Origin of the sequence: Streptomyces sp. Ru62 (assembly GCF_002920615.1) — a bacterium.
Classification (GTDB): Bacteria; Actinomycetota; Actinomycetes; order Streptomycetales; family Streptomycetaceae; genus Streptomyces.
The window spans coordinates 51861-67903 of sequence record NZ_PQSU01000037.1; the positions used below are offsets into that span (position 1 = coordinate 51861).

Consider the following 16043-nt stretch of genomic DNA (forward strand, 5'->3'; position numbering starts at 1 on the left):
GAGAGACTGCTCGCGCTCCCTGCACGTGCCGACGCCTCAGTCTCCATCTGGAACTCAGATGTCGTCAAGGCTGAGTTCCAAAGTAGAACTCAAGAGGTACGCTGTCGTCATGGAGTGGCGAGAACTTGATCTGGGCAACTGCAGCGTCGCCGCGACACTGAGCCTGGTCGGCGAGCGATGGACCTTGCTCGTCCTGCGCGAGGTCTTCGCGGGACTGCATCGTTTCGACGAGATCGCCAAGCACCTCGGGATCTCCCGCAGAACTCTCACCGAGCGCCTTGGGCAACTGGTCGACGCCGGCCTGCTGGAACGCCGGAGCTACCAGGAGTCCGGGCAGCGCTCGCGCCATGAGTACCACCTCACTGTGCGCGCCCACGACCTGCAATGGGTCCTGGCCGCGCTGCTCCAGTACGGCGACACCCACCTCGGCGACCCTGCGGACGCGCCGGTGGTGCTGCGCCACTCCGGCTGCGGCGGCCACGTCCACGTCGAGCTGCGCTGTTCTTGCGGCCACGAGGTGGCCGGTCCCGACGTGGAACCGGTCCTGGGCCCCGGCGCCGTCCGGCTGTCCACCTGACGCGGTCAACCCGGTCTCGGCCTTTCGCGCATCGCACGGCGGGATGGAGGCTGATCGTCCCACCGGGACCGAATCCTGTCCCACCTGAGAGGTCTTCATGATCGAGCGCGAGGATGTCGAGTTCGAAGCCGACGGCGCGGTCACGCTTCGAGGATGGCTGTTCCTGCCGGACGGGCCGGGCCCGCACCCGGCGGTCACCATGGCCCATGGCTATGCGGGGGTCAAAGAGCACGGCCTGGAGCCCTTCGCGCGAGCCTTCGCCGAGGACGGGTTCGTCGTCCTGGTGCACGACCATCGCAGCTTCGGGGCCAGCGATGGCGAGCCCCGGCAGGACGTCGACCCCTGGCAGCAGATCGCCGACTGGCGGCGGGCAATCTCGTACCTGGAGAGCCGGCTGGAGGTCGATGCCGACCGGATCGGCCTATGGGGTAGCAGCTACGCCGGCGGGCACGCGATCGTCTTGGGTGCGACGGACCGCCGGCTGCGCGCCGTGGTCTCCCAGGTACCGACCATCAGCGGGTACGAGCAAGGCCTGCGCCGCGTGGCACCGGACGCCGTGGCGGCCCTCGAGCAGTCCTTCGCGCAGGACGAGCGGGCCCGGTTCCGGGGCGAGGCCCCGCACACCGTGGCCGTCGTCAGCAGCGATCCGGCGGTGCCCGCCTCCTACCGGTCGCAGGAGGCCCTCGACTTCTACCTGCAGCCCACGCCCGACGGCGCTTGGGAGAACAAGGTCACGGTCCGTTCAACCCGCGCTGCGCGCATGTACGAGCCTGGGATCTGGGTCACGCGGGTCTCTCCCACCCCGCTGCTCATGGTGGTCGCCCTGAGTGACGCGGTCACTGTGACCGACCTGGCGCTCGCCGCCTACGAACGTGCCCTCGAACCCAAGCGACTGCAACTGATCCCGGGCGGCCACTTCGACCCGTACACCAGCCGGTTCGACCAGGCGAGCGGCGCCGCCCGCGCCTGGTTCCGTGAGCACCTCGCCTGACAGGCGACGCACCCTTCCCCGGCGTCCCCACACCGGCGCTCTGTGGTAACGGCATCCACCAGCACCACGGCGCCGACGGATCCAGTGGAGCCTCCGCCCCTTCCCAGCTCCCTTCTGCACCCCCACGCAAAGGAAAGACCATGAGCTTCGCCTACTCGTCGATTCAGACCCGGGAAGAGGACGGTGTCCTGTTCGCCACCCTCGACGCCGGCCCCCTCAACCTCATCGGTGTCGACCTCGTCCGTGACCTGGTCTCGCTCGTCGACGCGCTGTACAGCGACCCCGGTGACGTGCGGGTCGTCATCCTCGACAGCACCTCACCCGAATTCTTCTCGGCTCATGTGGACCTCACGGCGATCCCGCAGTACACCGCGGAGGCCGCCAAGGCAGGCGGCCCTGGTGACGCCTCGCTCGGCATGTTCCTGCACAAGCTGGCGCGCGTCCCGGTGATCACCATCGCCAAGGTGCGCGGCAGGGCCCGCGGCGGCGGCAACGAACTGGCCCTGGCCTGCGACATGATCTTCGCCGCGCGCGAGAACGCGGTCTTCGGACAGTTCGAGTCCGGCACCGGCGCCCTCCCCGGCGCCGGCGGAATCCAGCACCTGACCCGGCGACTCGGCAGAACACGCGCCATCGAGGCCATCACTGGCGCCGACGACTTCGACGCCGACCTCGCAGAGCGCTACGGCTGGATCAACCGCGCCCTGCCCGACGCCGAACTGGACGCCTTCGTCGAGCGACTGGCCAAGCGCATCGCCGGATTCCCGCCCGCAGGAGTCAAGGCCGCGAAGCGCGCCATCAACGACCTCACGCTGCCGCAGCCGGCGGCCGTCCGCTCCGACTCGGCCACGTTCCTCGGCCTGGTCGCCCTTCCCGAAACCCGTGAGCGCCTGGACCACCTCGCGAATCGGGGCCTGCAGACGCCTGGTGATCTCGAACGCCACCTCGGCAAGGCCGTGGCGGAGTTCCCCGGCTGACAGAGCCGGCAGTGTGGCCGTACTGACGCGCCCTCGCCCGCGGCTGGCCGACGACGGTCCGGGCGACCTCGGTGTCGTCATGACCGCTGTCGGGGACGCGCAGACGAGCGCGGATCTCGGCACACGTCGGTGACGTCGAGGATCTGCGCGCCGGCACTCCTCCGGCACGTCGGCCCCGGGCGCGCCTTTGGGTCCACCAGTCGGTCCCGTACGGGCGCGCCGCTCTCCAGCACGCAGTCAAGGGTTGATTGGTGCCGCTGTTCCGGCGTGTGACTCGGCCGCCCCACACCTTTCGCAGAAACGGTTACACCTACTGCAGTACCGAGTTCACCCGATTGCACCGGATGGGATGACCCTGTGACACGGACGCGTGAAGGTGATCGCCATAGGGCCTAACGGAAGGTGTGAACAGAATGAGTGCGGTCCATGGCACGCGACGCCACACATGGCGTCTCCACGGTGCGGCGGCTGGATTCGCCGTCGCCTCCCTCTGCGCGGTCTCGGCGGTACCAGCTTCAGCGGATGGTGACGCGGGTGGCATGAGGCCCACCATCGTGCTGGTGCACGGCGCCTTCGCCGACGGTTCCAGCTGGAACGGAGTGGTCAAGCGCCTACAGCGGGCAGGGTATCCAGTCATCGCTCCCGCCAACCCGCTGCGGGGGCTGGCCAGTGACGCCGAGTACATCCATAGCGTGGTGAAAAGCGTGCAGGGGCCGGTCGTGCTTGTCGGTCACTCCTACGGCGGCTCCGTGATCAGCGAGGCTGCCGTCGGTGACGCCCAGGTCAAGGCGTTGGTCTACATCGCCGCCTTCGCCCCCGCGGAGGGGGAGAGTTCTCTGGAGCTGTCCAACAAGTTCCCCGGGAGCACTCTCGGCCCCACGCTCAACAGCGTGCCCTTCCCCCTTCCCGGTGGTGGCACCGGCACCGACCAGTACATCAAGGCCGATAAGTTCCATGACCAGTTCGCCGCCGACGTACCCAGGTCCGTCACTGACCTGATGGCCGCCACCCAGCGTCCCGTGGCCGCCTCGGCCCTGGAGGAGAAGGCCACCAGGGCCGCCTGGAAGACCCGTCCCACCTGGACTCTGGTCACCACGGAGGACCGCAACATCCCGCCGGCCGCACAGCGCTTCATGGCCCAGCGCGCCCACGCACACACCGTTGAGGTCAGAGCATCCCACGCCGTTTCGGTCTCCCAGCCGGGCGCGGTGGCCCGCCTGATCGAACGGGCGGCACAGGCCACCGCCAGTCCGGCGACGACCACCACGGAACCCTCCGGCTCGACCCTCGCGATGACCGGCTCCGGGCGGCCGACCACGCAGGGGATCACCTTGGGCGGCATAGCCACTGTGTTGGTGGCCGCGGGTTCTGCCGTCCTCCTCCTCGGCCGCCGGTCGCGATCAGAATCGAGGCACGGTCGCTAAAGGGTCACCCCGAGGTTCCGTGCGGGTGGGGGGCGGTACCAACGGATCAGGAAGAGCGGAGAAGGCGGTGAGCCGTTCGACACGGGCGCCTCGCGGAAGAGTGCTGCCGTTCTCTTCGTAGGCGCCTTCGTACACCCACAGGCCGGTGGAGAAGGAGTCAGTAGCGACGTAGAGCATGACTTCGGTGAGCAACTGGTCCATGGTGTAGATCTGCTCGAAGCGGCGGTTGCGGCGGTCGCTCCACAGGTAGTACGTGTCGATGATCCACTGGGCCGCACCGACCGGTGAGTCGCTGAAGTAGCCGATCGTGGTGGGCCGGTAGCTCTGCTGCTGGAAGTACGCGAAGGACCTCTGGAGCTTTTCCTGGGTCGCGACGTTCCTCGCGCGGTCCGCAGGCGAGACCTCGCCGATCCCCGGGTCCACGACCCCTGCGCGCAGGCCGTTGTCACGAAGGGACCCTGTGACGTCGACGGCAGCGCACCGGCGATGCTCGTAGCCGAGCCAGCCCGCGATGTAGCCGCTCCAGTCGCCGCCGTGGACACGGTAAAAGTCGTAGCCGAGGACCTCGGTCACGAGCCTGTCGATCCGGCCAGCCATCGCACGGGGCCCGATCGGGGTGTCCGGGCTCTCGGAAAAGGCCGTCCAGGGCAGGGAGGGGATGACCACGTCCACGGCGTCCTGAGCGTTGCCGCCGTGGCGATCGGGATGCACCAGAGGGTCGACCAGGCCGAGAAGCGAGGCGAAGGTGGACGGCCACCCGTGAAGCATCACCAGGACTCGGCGTTGCTTTTGGGAGCCCGCACGTGCGCGTACTGCAGAAGGTCGCCGGATACCGAAGCGCGATACTGCGGGAAGCTGGGCTGCAAGCCTGCGCATGTACGCACTGTCCGGGCCGATGTCCCACCTCGTCTGGGCCGGTCCGAGGGAAACGGAAGTTCGCGACCATCCTGCGTAGCGAAGTGCGGGAACGAGTACCGGGCCCCCTCCCGCGCGGCTGGGACCGCCGACCATGTTTCATTTCCTCCTGACCGCCGCCGAGGTGTTCAGCCGTGCTCCCACAGTTCCCCCCAACTCGCAGGGACCCACTGATCAGCGCTTTCGAGATGGGAACCTGTCACTTCAGCTGAAGTGGATGTCACTGAGGTCGATCGAGACCATGACCTGATCGAGGATGGGGTGGCCGTTGGCGTGGCGGCGGTAGGCTCGCCGCTTGGTGGGCAGCACGACGCCGTCCGCTTCCACGCAGTCGTAGACGTACTGTGCGGCGGCGAATCCGCCTGCGACGTCGACGTGATAGTCGTGTCGGCGCAGCAGCCGGTCGGGGCCGAAATAGAAGTCCTGGTGGGTGCTGTGGCTGGCGATCTCGGGTGGGAACGTGGCGCGCAGTCCTCGCCAGAGTTCGTCTCCTTCCCGCCAGGGCTCGATCTCGGTGACCGTGAAGCCGGGCATAGCCAGCAGGAACGGTGTGGTGAGGTAGGTCCACAGCGCGTAGCCGTTGAAGTAGGCGCGGTCCAGCGGGTCCCAGGGGGGCTCCAGGACGTGGCCGTCGAAGGACGACCGCGGGTCCTCGCGTACAGCCACCACTGGCCCGTCGAGCTTGTCGATGCTCACCCGCCCGGGCGTGAAGTCGGTCTTCTGGTCAGGGGCACCGAAGGGTCTGACCGAGGCGTGCTCCTCGTGGAGCAGCACAGTCATCTCACGGGGTTCGGGATCTTGCGGCAGGCCCTTGGTGGCGAACAGGTGTCCTCCGCTGACAAGGGTGGCTCGCGCCCGGGTCAGGGAACGCCAGCGTGTGTTTCCGCCGTGGGCTTCGATTGCCGATGTGAGAAGTTCGTTCACGTGAGTCTCCTGCAGTTGATTGGGAGCCAGGGTTTGCTGACCATCATCGGCATCGTCGCTCGGACTCCCCGTTTTTCCCGGTGAACTACCGAGGTCGGCCTCCTCCGCTTTCCGCGCCGTTGTTCACGGCCGAGCGGGTGCGATCCCGTCGTTTCCGGCCGATGTATCACCCCAGGGTGGTGTCGTTCCGAGGATCTGTCCGGTTTGATCACGTGATGCCAAAGGTGGCGGGTGGGCGGCGGGGGCGCGGGCATGGTGGCGGAGCCCGGCGGCGACGCCCGCCGGCCGTGCGAATCGGTCGCCGCAGGGCCCCGAACTGTCACGGGTCTGGGCCTGCGCGGGTCAGGGAGCGTCAGGAACTGCCAGCCGCCGTCAGGCCAAGTCGTAAACCGTGACGGGCACCCCACGCAGGGTCAGCTGCTCCACGATGAGCGGCTCGACCAGTTCCCACCGGCCGCCGGCAAGTCCGCAACCGATCCGCGGCATGTGCACCGAGGCCCGAAGTTGCAGCGCACGGTCGGCGACAGCGGCGAGGGCGCGGCTGATGGCTTCGTACCTGACGGGTGGGGTACTGCTGGGACGGTAGCCGTGCTGGCCGATCATGTTGGCGACGAGGAGACTGTCCTCGGCGGGCACGAACTGCACCGCGCCGAGCGCGAAGCCGCTGGTGTCCCGGTCGCGGTACCAGGTCTTGTACGCGGTCCTCGTCTGCGGCCAGCGTCGGGCGAGTGGCAGCACGAAGCCCTTGCCCCAGCCGCCCGCGTCGTTGCAGACATGCGCAATGATCTTCGGGCCTTCGCCCTGGGGTGCGGTGGCGTCGCCGACGACGTAGCTGATCTCTAGAGTCACGGCGCGACTCTAGCCAGTGGGTCCGACAAGTCACCACGGCATTAGGGGTATCCGCTCAGCAGGGCGGAGTCGTTTCGAAGACCGGCTTCCGAGTGATCATGAGGTGTCGAGTCCCTGATCGCAACGGAAGACCGTGCCTGCCAGCTCATCATCGCTGATTCCGTCCGGCCTGGGCGAGCTCGTCACCGCGTCACCGCCCGCTCCTGGCGAGCATTCGGGCCTGCTCCAGCGCCTGGCCGCCGTCCCCGACCCGCGTCGGCCTGCCGGCCGTCGCCATCCCCTGGCGTTCATTCTGGCGCTGGCCGCTTGTGCCGTGCTCGCGGGTGCGAAGTCCCTGGCGGCGATCGCGGAATGGGTATCCGACGCGCCGCCGGCCGTGCTCACCTCGCTCGGCGGGCCCGTGCGCGAACCGGCGGGGCCGGTCGCTCCGGCCGGGGCGACGGTGCGCCGAGTCCTGCAGCGCGTCGATGGCGACGACCTCGACGCCGCGATCGGCGCGTGGCTCGCCGACCGCGAGCCAAAACCAGCCCAGGCTCCGGACGAGCGACCAATGCGTGCGCTGGCCGTCGACGGCAAGACCATCCGCGGCGCCCGCCGCCAAAACGGCACCCAGGTCCACCTCCTGGCCGCCATGACCGCAGGCGGCCAGGTCATCGCCCAGCGCGAGGTCGGCCGCAAGACAAATGAAATCACCGTCTTCAAGCCCCTGCTCGCCCCGCTCGACCTCGCCGGCACGGTGGTCACCTTCGACGCACTGCACTCGCAGACCGAACACGCCCGGTTCCTGGTCGAGGACAAGCAGGCCCACTACATCGCCGTGATCAAGGGCAACCACCCCACCCTCCAGCAGGAACTGAAGCGGCTGCCGTGGCGGGAGGTGCCCTTGCAGGTCAGGACCCGCGCCACCGCGCACGGCCGCGACGAGATCCGTCGTATCAAGACCTGCACCGTCGCGCGCGGCCTCGACTTCTCCCACGCCGCCCAGGCCGTCCAGGTCGTGCGCCGCCGCCAGACCGTCACCACCGGCAAGGTCACCCTCGAACGCGTCTACGGCGTGACCAGCCTGCGACCCCACCAGGCCGCCCCCACGGATCTCGCCTCATGGGTTCGCGGCCACTGGGGCATCGAGAACCGGCTCCACTTCGTGCGCGACACCACCTTCGCCGAGGACGCCTCCCGCGTGCGCACAGGCACCGCTCCCTGGGCGATGGCCAGCCTGCGCAACCTCGCCATCGGCGCACTCCGGCACGCGGGTCACGACAACATCGCCGCCGGGCTCCGCCACCACGCCCGCCATCCCCGCCGCCCACTCACCACGTTCGGCATCACATGACCAAACCGGACAGATCGTCGGAACGACGTCACCCTGTGTATCACCCAGACGTCGAATTTGGCTGGTTTGGGCTTATCCGTCAGAGTCCGCACATCCGCCTTGAGCTATTTCGATGCGGCGAGCGCCGTTTGGGCTGAGCCGCCGCCACGGCTGAGGTGTACACCGAACGCGGATGTCGCCACGCCCAGTACGGCCGCTACGCACCAGACGACCCGGAAGTCGTGGAGGGAGGCGGCGCCGACGTGAGAGCCGACCACAGCGACGAGGACCGCGACGCCGACCGAGGTGGAGATCTGACGGACGGAGTTGACCAGCGCCGACCCGGTCGCCGCACGGTGCCCCGGAACGGCGTGCACACTGGCGGCCACCAGCGTGCCCAGGGCCAGACCGACGCCCGCACCGGTCAGCAACTGGCTGGGCAGCATCCCCCGCCAATAGTCCGGCGTGACGGACGCGAAGCACGCGAACCACACCATGCCGCCGGCGAACAGCAAACCGCCCGCGGCGACCAGCGGACCGTGTCCGAAGCGTTGCGCGGCGCGGACGGTCAGAAGGGTGACGATCGGTACGAGGGCGGGACCGGGGACCAGGGCGAGACCCGTGCGCAGTGCACTCCAGTGCCAGAGTTCCTGGCACCACAGCACGTTGGACAGCAGCATGATCGCGAAGGCGACGCCGAACACGAAGCTGCCCGCGTTCGCCGTTCCGAAGCGCGGCAGCCGCAGCAGGTCCAGTTCGAACAGCGGCCGGGGGTGTCGCAGGAACCTGAGGACGAACGCGACGCCGCCGATCACGGCAACGGCCAGGAGCAGTGCGGTCCCGCCGCTCGTCCAGCCCCAGTCGGGTGCCTGCACCCGCGGCGGACAGCGCCGTGACCGACGAGATGAGCAGCAGGGCGCCGAGGAGGTCGGGCAGCGGCCCCGTCTCCCGGGCGGCCGGCTTCGGCAGGACCGATCGGCCGGCGACGAGCGCCGTGATCCCGATGGGCAGGTTGATGGCGAAGACCCACCTCCAGTCCACCGCGGTCAGGAGGCCGCCGGCGACGGGCCCGGCGGCCGCGGCGAGTCCGCCGACCGCGGCCCAGCTCCGGGTGGCCTGGGTACGACGCTCGGTCGGCACCGTCGCCAGCAGCAGAGCCAGGGATGTCGGGATCTGGGCGGCCGCCCCGACGGCTTGCACGATCCGGGCCACGACGAGGGTTCCCAGGTTCGGGGCGAGGGCACAGCCCAGCGACGCGAGGGTGAAGACGGCGATCCCGATGAGGAAGACCGGCCGCTGGCCTATGCGGTCACCGGCGCGCCCGGCCACCACCAGCAGCGCGGCGAAGGTGATCGCGTAGGCATTCAGGACCCAGGACAGCGAACCGAGGCTCGCGCCCCCGCCGCCCCCACCGGAGAAGGTCTCTCCCATCGCCGGAAGTGCGACGTTGACGATCAACAGACCGAGGTTAGTCATGAACACGGCCACCAGAACGACCGCGGCAGCCGTCCGAGGGTGCTTTGAAAATCCAAGCATTGCAGCCATGGCGCAAGCGAAGCACAGGCCGGTTTGGAAATCAAACCACTTCGGGGGACACTGGGGTGGTGACCACGCGCATAGATCCCCAGGACATGACCGGACGCCCCTGCTCACTCGCCGCCGCCCTGCAGGTCATCGGTGACCGATGGGCTCTGCCGGCGATCCGCGAGGTCATGCTCGGCAACCACCGGTTCCGGCAGATCGCCAGGAACACCGGGGCCCCCACGGACCGGCTGGCGGCGCGCCTGAAGGCGCTGGTGGAGAGCGGCATCCTCGAACGGCGCCCGCTTCCGGACGACACACGCCACAACGGCTACTACCTAACACAGGCCGGGCGCGATCTGGGAAACATCACCCGCGAGCTCATCGGCTGGGGCGACCGCTGGGCCGTCACCACGCCGCCCAGCCGGCTCCTCCACCGCGACCACGAACTTGTCACCCACACGGTCTGCGAGACATGTGGTGAACAGGTAAGGGGCGAGGACATCCACCGGGAGGAGCTCACGCCCGGCTGGGAGCAGTCCGGCCCGGTGCAGTCCGCGACGGTGAGCACGCCTCGTCAAGCCAGTCGGAGCTGAGCGCGCTTCGGCCATCGGCGCGGCGCAGCCTCGAAAAGCCCGCGCCTCGACCTACCACGCCTGACAACAGCTGCGTGCCGGCGGTCATCCGGTTATGGCCCCTCGGCCTGTTCACCGAGCTTTCACGAGCAATCGGCCTCGCCCGGAAATCCTGAGCTGACACTGGCCGAACTGCACCTGCGGGACTGTTTTCGTCGCTGCCTCCCGCCCGGTGGCCCGGTCGCTCGACCAGCTCGGCGACTGGTGGCCTCCGCTGATCAGCACAGGGCGATCCTCCAGGTCCTGGAAACGGGCCGCGAGCGCCCGACCACCGGGAAGCGCCAGCTTGAGCCGGGCGATGCCGCTCACCGGTGCTCCGCTCCACAAGCGGCGCAGGCTCCTCCTCCCCGGTGAGGAGGAGGTCCGCGCCCCGCTGGCGCAGTGCGTGAACCACCAGGCGCAGCGACTCCTTCCTTCCTTCGCGAGGACGTTCGACGATCGCAACCACACTGTTGACGCTTCCGGTGCGGGATGGGTCGGAGAGGGCGGGTGGTCCGGGGTTAATGTGGCGGGGTGGATGTGCTGCATTTGCGGTATTTCGTTGCGGTTGCCGAGGAGCTGAATTTCTCGGCGGCGGCCCGGCGGCTGCACATGGCAACCCCGCCCCTGAGTCAGCGGATCCGGTCTCTGGAGCGGGAACTTGATTGCCGGCTGTTCGAGCGTGACACCCACCGCGTCACGCTCACGCCCGCGGGGGAGGCGTTGTTGCCGCTCGCGCGGGAGGTGCTGGAGCAGATGAATGCCATTCCGTTCCGGGTGCGGGAGGCGACCCAGCCGGGGCGCAGCACCATGTTCGTGGGTATTCCCACCGGGATGCATCCGAAGCTGCGGAACCTTGTCAACGCGCTCGCCGATCGTGTCCAGCAGTGGTGCGAGCTGCTGCGCTGGCCGGGCACGTCCAAGGCTCTGGTCGCCGGGGTGAGGGAGAACACGCTTGCGCTCGCACTGGCCCGGCTGCCGGTGAGCGATGCGTCACTGGATGTGCTGCCGGTCATGTCGGAACGGCTCGGAGCGGTGGTGCCGGCCGACCGGTTCGTCGGGCGGAATTCTGTGGCGCTGGAAGACCTCAGCGATCTGTGTTTCGTCGTTGCGCCCAACGAAATCAGATCCACCTATTTTGACCAGCTCGACCGAGAAATGTTCGAGCGGGGAATCAGGAAACGCACCAAACTGACGGAAGCCGGATATGGTGGAATCGCTGAAATGGTCTCCACCGGGATGGCTTTCTATTTCGCCATGCTCGACCCGGAAAGCCCCATGCACGGGTATAGGCTGGAGAATACGAAGGTGGTGTCGTTCACTGATTTCGAGCCACGGCTGGAGACCGCTCTGGTCTGGCGCCGCGACCGCGCCTCGGGCGGCGATCTAGACGAACTCGTGCACGTAGCTCGTGAGGTCTTCGCCGAGCCGATCAACCTCTGACACCCGCAGTCGTCGGGCACGTGCAGGTAGAGGACAGGATCCCCGCACGTGAGGCTCTCGGAGAGTCGCTGTTGTCCACGATGTCCGTGGTGGGCGGCACTGCATCTCGGCTCGCCCTAAGGCCGACACTGTCCCGCTTCCCCTGTGATGCCCCGCACCCGACGGCACGCCAGAAATCCGGGAGGGTAACACCGATGTACGGCCGCTTCCTCTCGCCGGTCGCCCCCGGTATCGGCGTGACTGGCCCGGTAACACCGGCATGAGCGAGGCGATAATTCCGTCACCGGGTATTTCGCCGCTAGCGTTCCTTGTCATAGCCAGTTGAGGCAGCGAAAGGAATGCGACCATGACACAGACGCATATAGCAGGGCCGCTTGAAAGCGTGCGGGCCATCGATCTATCGACGGTGGTGATAGGCCTGCGGCGTACCAGGGACGGCCTGGCCGCCGTAATTTCTTACAACCGACAGAACTTCCGCCACTTCTTCTCTGCCACGGATCGCCCGGACCTGGCCGCGGCCCCGCGCGTCGACGGATCCGCTCTGGACTTGGACGACGTAGATGACAGGTCCGACCTGGTCGATGAGTGCGCTCACGTTCTGACCACGACCGAGTGGGCCGAGGTGTGCCACCTGCTGGACCCGGTCGTGCGCCCTGCCGAGGGCCCGCTGCGGACGAACGGGATTGCGGTGCTGTGTTCCGCCACGCCCGGCTCGATCCGTCGTCTGGTCCTGGTTCCCAGACGGGACACCGCGCACGTTCTGGCCGCGCTGGCCGCCACCCGCTGAATACGCCCGAGAACCCGTAGGGAAATGCGATGAGCACTGATGACGTACGCGTGCAGCGGCTGGGGTCGACGCTGCTGATCACGATCGACCGCCCCAAGGCCCGCAACGCGGTCAACACCGCGGTCGCCGCCGGCCTGGCCGCCGCGCTGGATGAACTGGAGACCGAGTCCGAGCTGCGGGCCGGTGTCCTGACCGGCGCGGGCGGCACCTTCAGCGCCGGCATGGATCTCAAGGCCGCCCTGAACGGCGAGCCGCCGGCCATCCCGGGCCGCGGATTCGGCGGCCTGACCGAGGCCGAACGGACCAAGCCGCTGATCGCCGCTGTGGAGGGCTTTGCCCTGGGCGGCGGATTCGAACTCGCCCTGGCCTGTGACCTGCTGGTCGCCGCCGACAACGCCACCCTCGGCCTACCCGAGGTCAAGCGCGGCCTGATCGCTGCCGGCGGCGGCGTGATCCGGCTGCCCAAACGCATCCCGTACCACCTGGCGATGGAGATGCTGCTCACCGGCGAGGCGGTCACGGGCACACGCGCCGGCGAGCTGGGCCTGGTCAATCGGGTCACCGCGCCCGGTGAGGCCGTGGCCATTGCCCTCCAACTCGCCGAGCAGCTCCGCCACAACGCCCCGCTCGCCCTGGCCGCGGTGAAAAGCCTCCTCCAGGCCGCCGACGGCGTCCCGGAGAGCGAGGTCTTCCCCGCGCAGGACAGGCAGATGCGCGCCTTGATGTCCTCGACCGACGCACGCGAGGGCATGACCGCCTTCGCCGAGCGCCGCGCCCCGAAGTGGACGGGTGAGTGACATGCGGATCGAAGACGTGCGCCGCCACGCCACCACCCCGCTGACCCGCCCGGCGTTTCCTGGCTCCGCGGCCTGGTTCACCGACCGCGAGTACCTCAACATCGTCTACCGCACCGACCTGGACGCGCTACGGGCTGTCGTTCCTGAGCCGCTGCGGATCGAGGAGCCGCTGGTCCGGTTCGAGATCATGAAGATGAACGACGTCACCGGGTTCGGCCCCTACACCGAGGGCGGCCAGGCGATCCAGGTCGGCTTCGACGGCGAGCGGGGCGAGTACCTGCACGCGATGTACCTCGACAACTTCCCCGCGACCACGGCCGGACGCGAGGTCAGCGCCTACCCGAAGGTGCTCGGTGCACCAAGGCTGTACATCGACCAGGACGTGCTGGTGGGCACCCTCGACTACGGCACGCTGAGGGTCGCCACGGCGACCATGGGTTACAAGCACCACGGCCTCGACCACTGCGACGCCGAAGAGCAGATCACGGTGCCGACCTTCATGCTCAAGGCCATACCCAGCTACGACGGCGCCCCGCGCGTCCTAGAGCTGGTCCGTACCGAGATCACCGACGTGGTCGTCAAGGCCGCCTACACAGGCCCGGCGAGGCTGCAGTTGTTCCAGCACGTCCTCGCCCCGCTCGCCGACCTTCCCGTCCTGGAGATCGTCTCCGCCAACCACATCCTCGCCGATCTGACTCTTGCCCCGGTCAAGCCGGTCTTCGACTACCTCAAGGGAGACGCGCGATGACGCACCCCGTCCATACCGCCGCCGTGATCGGCGCGGGCACCATCGGACTGTCCTGGACGGCGCTGTTCGCCGCACACGGTCTGACCGTCCGTGTCAGCGATCCCCGCCCCGACCTGAAGGAGGCGGTTGCCGGGGCGCTGGCGGAGTTCGGCCCGCACCTGGCGGCCCAGGGCCTGCGCGCGGAGGCGCTCGCCGACCGTGTCCTCCTCGCGGCCGACATCACCGAAGCCGTCCGGGACGCGGACATCGTCCAGGAGAACGGGCCCGAGCGCGTCGAGTTCAAGAAGGAGCTGTTCACCCACCTAGTGCGGGAGGCCCCTGGACACGCGCTCTTGCTGAGCTCCTCGTCGGCGATCCCGGCGACCGCCTTCACCACGGAACTCGAAGACGCCGGTCGTGTCCTGATCGGACACCCCTTCAACCCGCCGCACCTGCTGCCGCTCGTGGAGATCGTGCCGGGCGAACGCACCACGGCGGAAGCCGTGCAGGCGGCCGTCGACTTCTACACCGCCGTGGGCCGTGCCCCCGTCGTCGAACGCCGGGAGATCCCCGGCTTCGTGGGCAACCGTCTCCAGAACGCGCTCAGCCGGGAGGCCGTCTACCTCGTCCAGCAGGGCGTCGTCACCCCCGACGACCTGGACACCGTCGTCACTCACTCGCTCGGCATCCGCTGGGCGACGGTCGGGCCGTTCCTCGCCTCCCACCTGGGCGGCGGCCCCGGCGGCTACCGCCACATGAGCGCGCACATCGGCCAGTCCATGCGGCAGTTGGCCCTCGGACAGCCCTCGCACGATCCCCAGGACCGCGAGCGAGTCGTCCAAGCGGTGGAGAAGGCATACGCCTCCACGCCGTACACCGACCTCGCCGAAGCCCGCGACCGCAAGCAACTCGCCGTCCTGACCGCCGTTGAAGACACCCGCCACAACCAGCACCAGAAGGAGACCTGAGATGACCGGCAACAACACCCCCCTCGCACAGCTCGACGACCAGCTGACCGCCGACTTCTACCTGTACGAGTCGCTGCTTTCGGACGAGGAGCGCAAGATACTGCTCAAGGCCCGCAGTTTCCTGCGGGACGAGATAAAGCCCCTCGTCAACGAGGCCTGGAGCAAGGGCGAGCTGCCCCAGGAGATGATCGGGAAGTTCCGCGGCAGCGGCCTGAACGCCCTGGGCTACGAGGGCTACGGCGAGCACCAGCCGGCCATCAGCCACCTGCTCAGCGGCATGATCGCCCTGGACATGACTCGTGTCGACGCCTCGTGCGCCACCTTCTTCGGCGTCCACAACGGACTGGGCTTCTACTCCATCTACTACGGCGGCGACCAGGAACAGCGCGACAGGTTCCTGCCCGCCATGGCCACCATGGAGAAGATCGCCGCTTTCGCCCTGACCGAACCGCTCGGCGGCTCCGACGTCTCCGGCGGCATGCGCACCACCGCCAAGCGCGAGGGCGACACCTGGATCATCAACGGCGCCAAGAAGTGGATCGGCAACGCCACCTTCGCCGACTACACAGTGGTCTTCGCACGGGACGTCGACGACAACAAGGTCAAGAGCTTCGTCGTCGAGAAGGGCACCCCCGGCTTCGAACCGGTGAAGATCGAGAGCAAGATCGCGCTGCGGATCGTGCAGAACGCCGAGATCACCCTGACCGACGTCCACGTCCCGGAGGCGAACCGGCTGCAGAACATGAAAGGCTTCCGGGACGTCGCGGAGATCCTGCGCAAGACGCGCAGCGGGGTCGCCTGGCAGGCCCTGGGGCTCATGATCGGCGCCTACGAACTCGCGCTCGACTACGCCGAGCAGCGCATCGCCTTCGGACGTCCGATCGCCAAGTTCCAGCTGGTACAGGACCTGCTGGTCAAGAGCCTGGGGAACATCACCGCCTCGTGGGGCATGCTGGTCCAGCTCGCCCGGCTGCAGGACCAAGGCGTCTTCCGCGACGAGCAGTCCGCACTCGCCAAGGACTTCGTCGCGACCCGCATGCGCGAGGTCGTCGCCTGGAGCCGCGAACTCTTCGGCGGCAACGGCATCCTCGTCGACTACGACATCGCCCGGTTCTTCTCCGACGCCGAAGCCCTCTACTCCTACGAGGGCACCCACCAGATGCAGACCCTCATCGTCGGCAAGTCCATCACCGGCCACAGCGCCTTCCTGGGGTGAC

16 protein-coding genes and 2 pseudogenes are annotated in these 16043 nt (G+C 68.3%); 12 read left to right on the plus strand and 6 right to left on the minus strand.

Annotation, left to right across the window (positions count from 1 at the left end):
- The first annotated feature begins 109 nt into the window (after nucleotides 1-109).
- From C3492_RS36470 to C3492_RS36485, 4 genes and pseudogenes are all read left to right on the plus strand, one after another.
- Nucleotides 110-577, plus strand: a complete 468-nt coding sequence (locus C3492_RS36470; protein WP_103816915.1) for a helix-turn-helix domain-containing protein — start codon at nucleotides 110-112, stop codon at nucleotides 575-577.
- A gap of 97 nt (nucleotides 578-674) precedes the next feature.
- Entirely contained in the window at nucleotides 675-1568 is an 894-nt protein-coding gene (locus C3492_RS36475) for an alpha/beta hydrolase (protein WP_103816916.1), read from the plus strand.
- Nucleotides 1569-1708: 140 nt separating this feature from the next.
- Entirely contained in the window at nucleotides 1709-2545 is an 837-nt protein-coding gene (locus tag C3492_RS36480; RefSeq protein ID WP_103816917.1) for an enoyl-CoA hydratase/isomerase family protein, read from the plus strand.
- 413 nt (nucleotides 2546-2958) lie between these two features.
- Nucleotides 2959-3789 (plus strand): annotated as a pseudogene (locus tag C3492_RS36485) (alpha/beta fold hydrolase); the annotation flags it as partial.
- Nucleotides 3790-3945: 156 nt separating this feature from the next.
- Here the strand turns inward: C3492_RS36485 and C3492_RS36490 are convergent.
- From C3492_RS36490 to C3492_RS36500, 3 genes are all read right to left on the minus strand, one after another.
- On the minus strand, nucleotides 3946-4737 hold the full coding sequence (locus C3492_RS36490; RefSeq protein WP_146075763.1) for an alpha/beta fold hydrolase: 792 nt from the start codon (nucleotides 4735-4737) through the stop codon (nucleotides 3946-3948).
- Between the two features lie 351 nt (nucleotides 4738-5088).
- Complete coding sequence (locus tag C3492_RS36495; RefSeq protein ID WP_258056105.1) at nucleotides 5089-5664, minus strand: hypothetical protein; 576 nt, start codon at nucleotides 5662-5664, stop codon at nucleotides 5089-5091.
- A gap of 516 nt (nucleotides 5665-6180) precedes the next feature.
- The gene (locus C3492_RS36500; RefSeq protein WP_103816921.1) at nucleotides 6181-6657 is read right to left on the minus strand and encodes a macro domain-containing protein; all 477 of its coding nucleotides are present in this window, start codon (nucleotides 6655-6657) and stop codon (nucleotides 6181-6183) included.
- 133 nt (nucleotides 6658-6790) lie between these two features.
- Here C3492_RS36500 and C3492_RS36505 point away from each other — a divergent pair, with 133 nt between their 5' ends.
- Nucleotides 6791-7990: an ISAs1 family transposase gene (locus C3492_RS36505; protein ID WP_103816922.1), complete on the plus strand. Its 1200-nt coding sequence runs from the start codon at nucleotides 6791-6793 to the stop codon at nucleotides 7988-7990.
- Nucleotides 7991-8094: 104 nt separating this feature from the next.
- Here C3492_RS36505 and C3492_RS46310 read toward each other — a convergent pair whose 3' ends face one another.
- Nucleotides 8095-8844 carry a hypothetical protein gene (locus tag C3492_RS46310; RefSeq protein WP_258056106.1) on the minus strand — a complete coding sequence of 250 codons (750 nt, stop codon included), beginning with the start codon at nucleotides 8842-8844 and terminating at the stop codon, nucleotides 8095-8097.
- A gap of 118 nt (nucleotides 8845-8962) precedes the next feature.
- Nucleotides 8963-9514, minus strand: a pseudogene (locus C3492_RS47040) (MFS transporter); the annotation flags it as partial.
- A gap of 59 nt (nucleotides 9515-9573) precedes the next feature.
- Here C3492_RS47040 and C3492_RS36515 point away from each other — a divergent pair.
- A complete protein-coding gene (locus C3492_RS36515; RefSeq protein ID WP_258056107.1) occupies nucleotides 9574-10086 on the plus strand; it encodes a helix-turn-helix domain-containing protein in 513 nt (170 codons plus the stop codon).
- Nucleotides 10087-10197: 111 nt separating this feature from the next.
- Here the strand turns inward: C3492_RS36515 and C3492_RS36520 are convergent, their stop codons facing one another.
- Nucleotides 10198-10434 (minus strand): hypothetical protein, encoded by a 237-nt coding sequence (locus tag C3492_RS36520; RefSeq protein WP_103816924.1) that lies wholly within the window; start codon nucleotides 10432-10434, stop codon nucleotides 10198-10200.
- Between the two features lie 204 nt (nucleotides 10435-10638).
- Between C3492_RS36520 and C3492_RS36525 the strand changes: the two genes are divergently transcribed.
- The 6 genes from C3492_RS36525 to C3492_RS36550 all read left to right on the plus strand — a co-directional run bounded on the left by C3492_RS36525 (nucleotide 10639) and on the right by C3492_RS36550 (nucleotide 16042).
- Entirely contained in the window at nucleotides 10639-11547 is a 909-nt protein-coding gene (locus tag C3492_RS36525; protein WP_103816925.1) for a LysR family transcriptional regulator, read from the plus strand.
- Between the two features lie 346 nt (nucleotides 11548-11893).
- Nucleotides 11894-12334 carry a CoA transferase gene (locus C3492_RS36530; RefSeq protein ID WP_103816926.1) on the plus strand — a complete coding sequence of 147 codons (441 nt, stop codon included), beginning with the start codon at nucleotides 11894-11896 and terminating at the stop codon, nucleotides 12332-12334.
- A 29-nt stretch (nucleotides 12335-12363) separates the two neighbouring features.
- Complete coding sequence (locus C3492_RS36535; RefSeq protein ID WP_103816927.1) at nucleotides 12364-13131, plus strand: crotonase/enoyl-CoA hydratase family protein; 768 nt, start codon at nucleotides 12364-12366, stop codon at nucleotides 13129-13131.
- A 1-nt stretch (nucleotide 13132) separates the two neighbouring features.
- Complete coding sequence (locus tag C3492_RS36540) at nucleotides 13133-13879, plus strand: acetoacetate decarboxylase (protein ID WP_103816928.1); 747 nt, start codon at nucleotides 13133-13135, stop codon at nucleotides 13877-13879.
- Complete coding sequence (locus C3492_RS36545; RefSeq protein WP_103816929.1) at nucleotides 13876-14826, plus strand: 3-hydroxyacyl-CoA dehydrogenase NAD-binding domain-containing protein; 951 nt, start codon at nucleotides 13876-13878, stop codon at nucleotides 14824-14826. The genes C3492_RS36540 and C3492_RS36545 overlap by 4 nt, the downstream gene beginning before the upstream one ends.
- 1 nt (nucleotide 14827) lies before the next feature.
- Nucleotides 14828-16042, plus strand: coding sequence for an acyl-CoA dehydrogenase family protein (locus tag C3492_RS36550; protein WP_103816930.1), 1215 nt, complete (start codon nucleotides 14828-14830; stop codon nucleotides 16040-16042).
- Nucleotide 16043: the final 1 nt, after the last annotated feature.

Coding starts and splice junctions, on each gene's coding strand:
- C3492_RS36470 (WP_103816915.1), top strand. CDS start 110: ATGGAGTGGCGAGAACTTGATCTGGGCAACTGCAGCGTCGCCGCGACA.
- C3492_RS36550 (WP_103816930.1), top strand. CDS start 14,828: ATGACCGGCAACAACACCCCCCTCGCACAGCTCGACGACCAGCTGACC.
- C3492_RS36495 (WP_258056105.1), bottom strand. CDS start 5,664: ATGACTGTGCTGCTCCACGAGGAGCACGCCTCGGTCAGACCCTTCGGT.
- C3492_RS36540 (WP_103816928.1), top strand. CDS start 13,133: ATGCGGATCGAAGACGTGCGCCGCCACGCCACCACCCCGCTGACCCGC.
- C3492_RS36545 (WP_103816929.1), top strand. CDS start 13,876: ATGACGCACCCCGTCCATACCGCCGCCGTGATCGGCGCGGGCACCATC.
- C3492_RS36490 (WP_146075763.1), bottom strand. CDS start 4,737: ATGCTTCACGGGTGGCCGTCCACCTTCGCCTCGCTTCTCGGCCTGGTC.
- C3492_RS36530 (WP_103816926.1), top strand. CDS start 11,894: ATGACACAGACGCATATAGCAGGGCCGCTTGAAAGCGTGCGGGCCATC.
- C3492_RS36475 (WP_103816916.1), top strand. CDS start 675: ATGATCGAGCGCGAGGATGTCGAGTTCGAAGCCGACGGCGCGGTCACG.
- C3492_RS36480 (WP_103816917.1), top strand. CDS start 1,709: ATGAGCTTCGCCTACTCGTCGATTCAGACCCGGGAAGAGGACGGTGTC.
- C3492_RS36535 (WP_103816927.1), top strand. CDS start 12,364: ATGAGCACTGATGACGTACGCGTGCAGCGGCTGGGGTCGACGCTGCTG.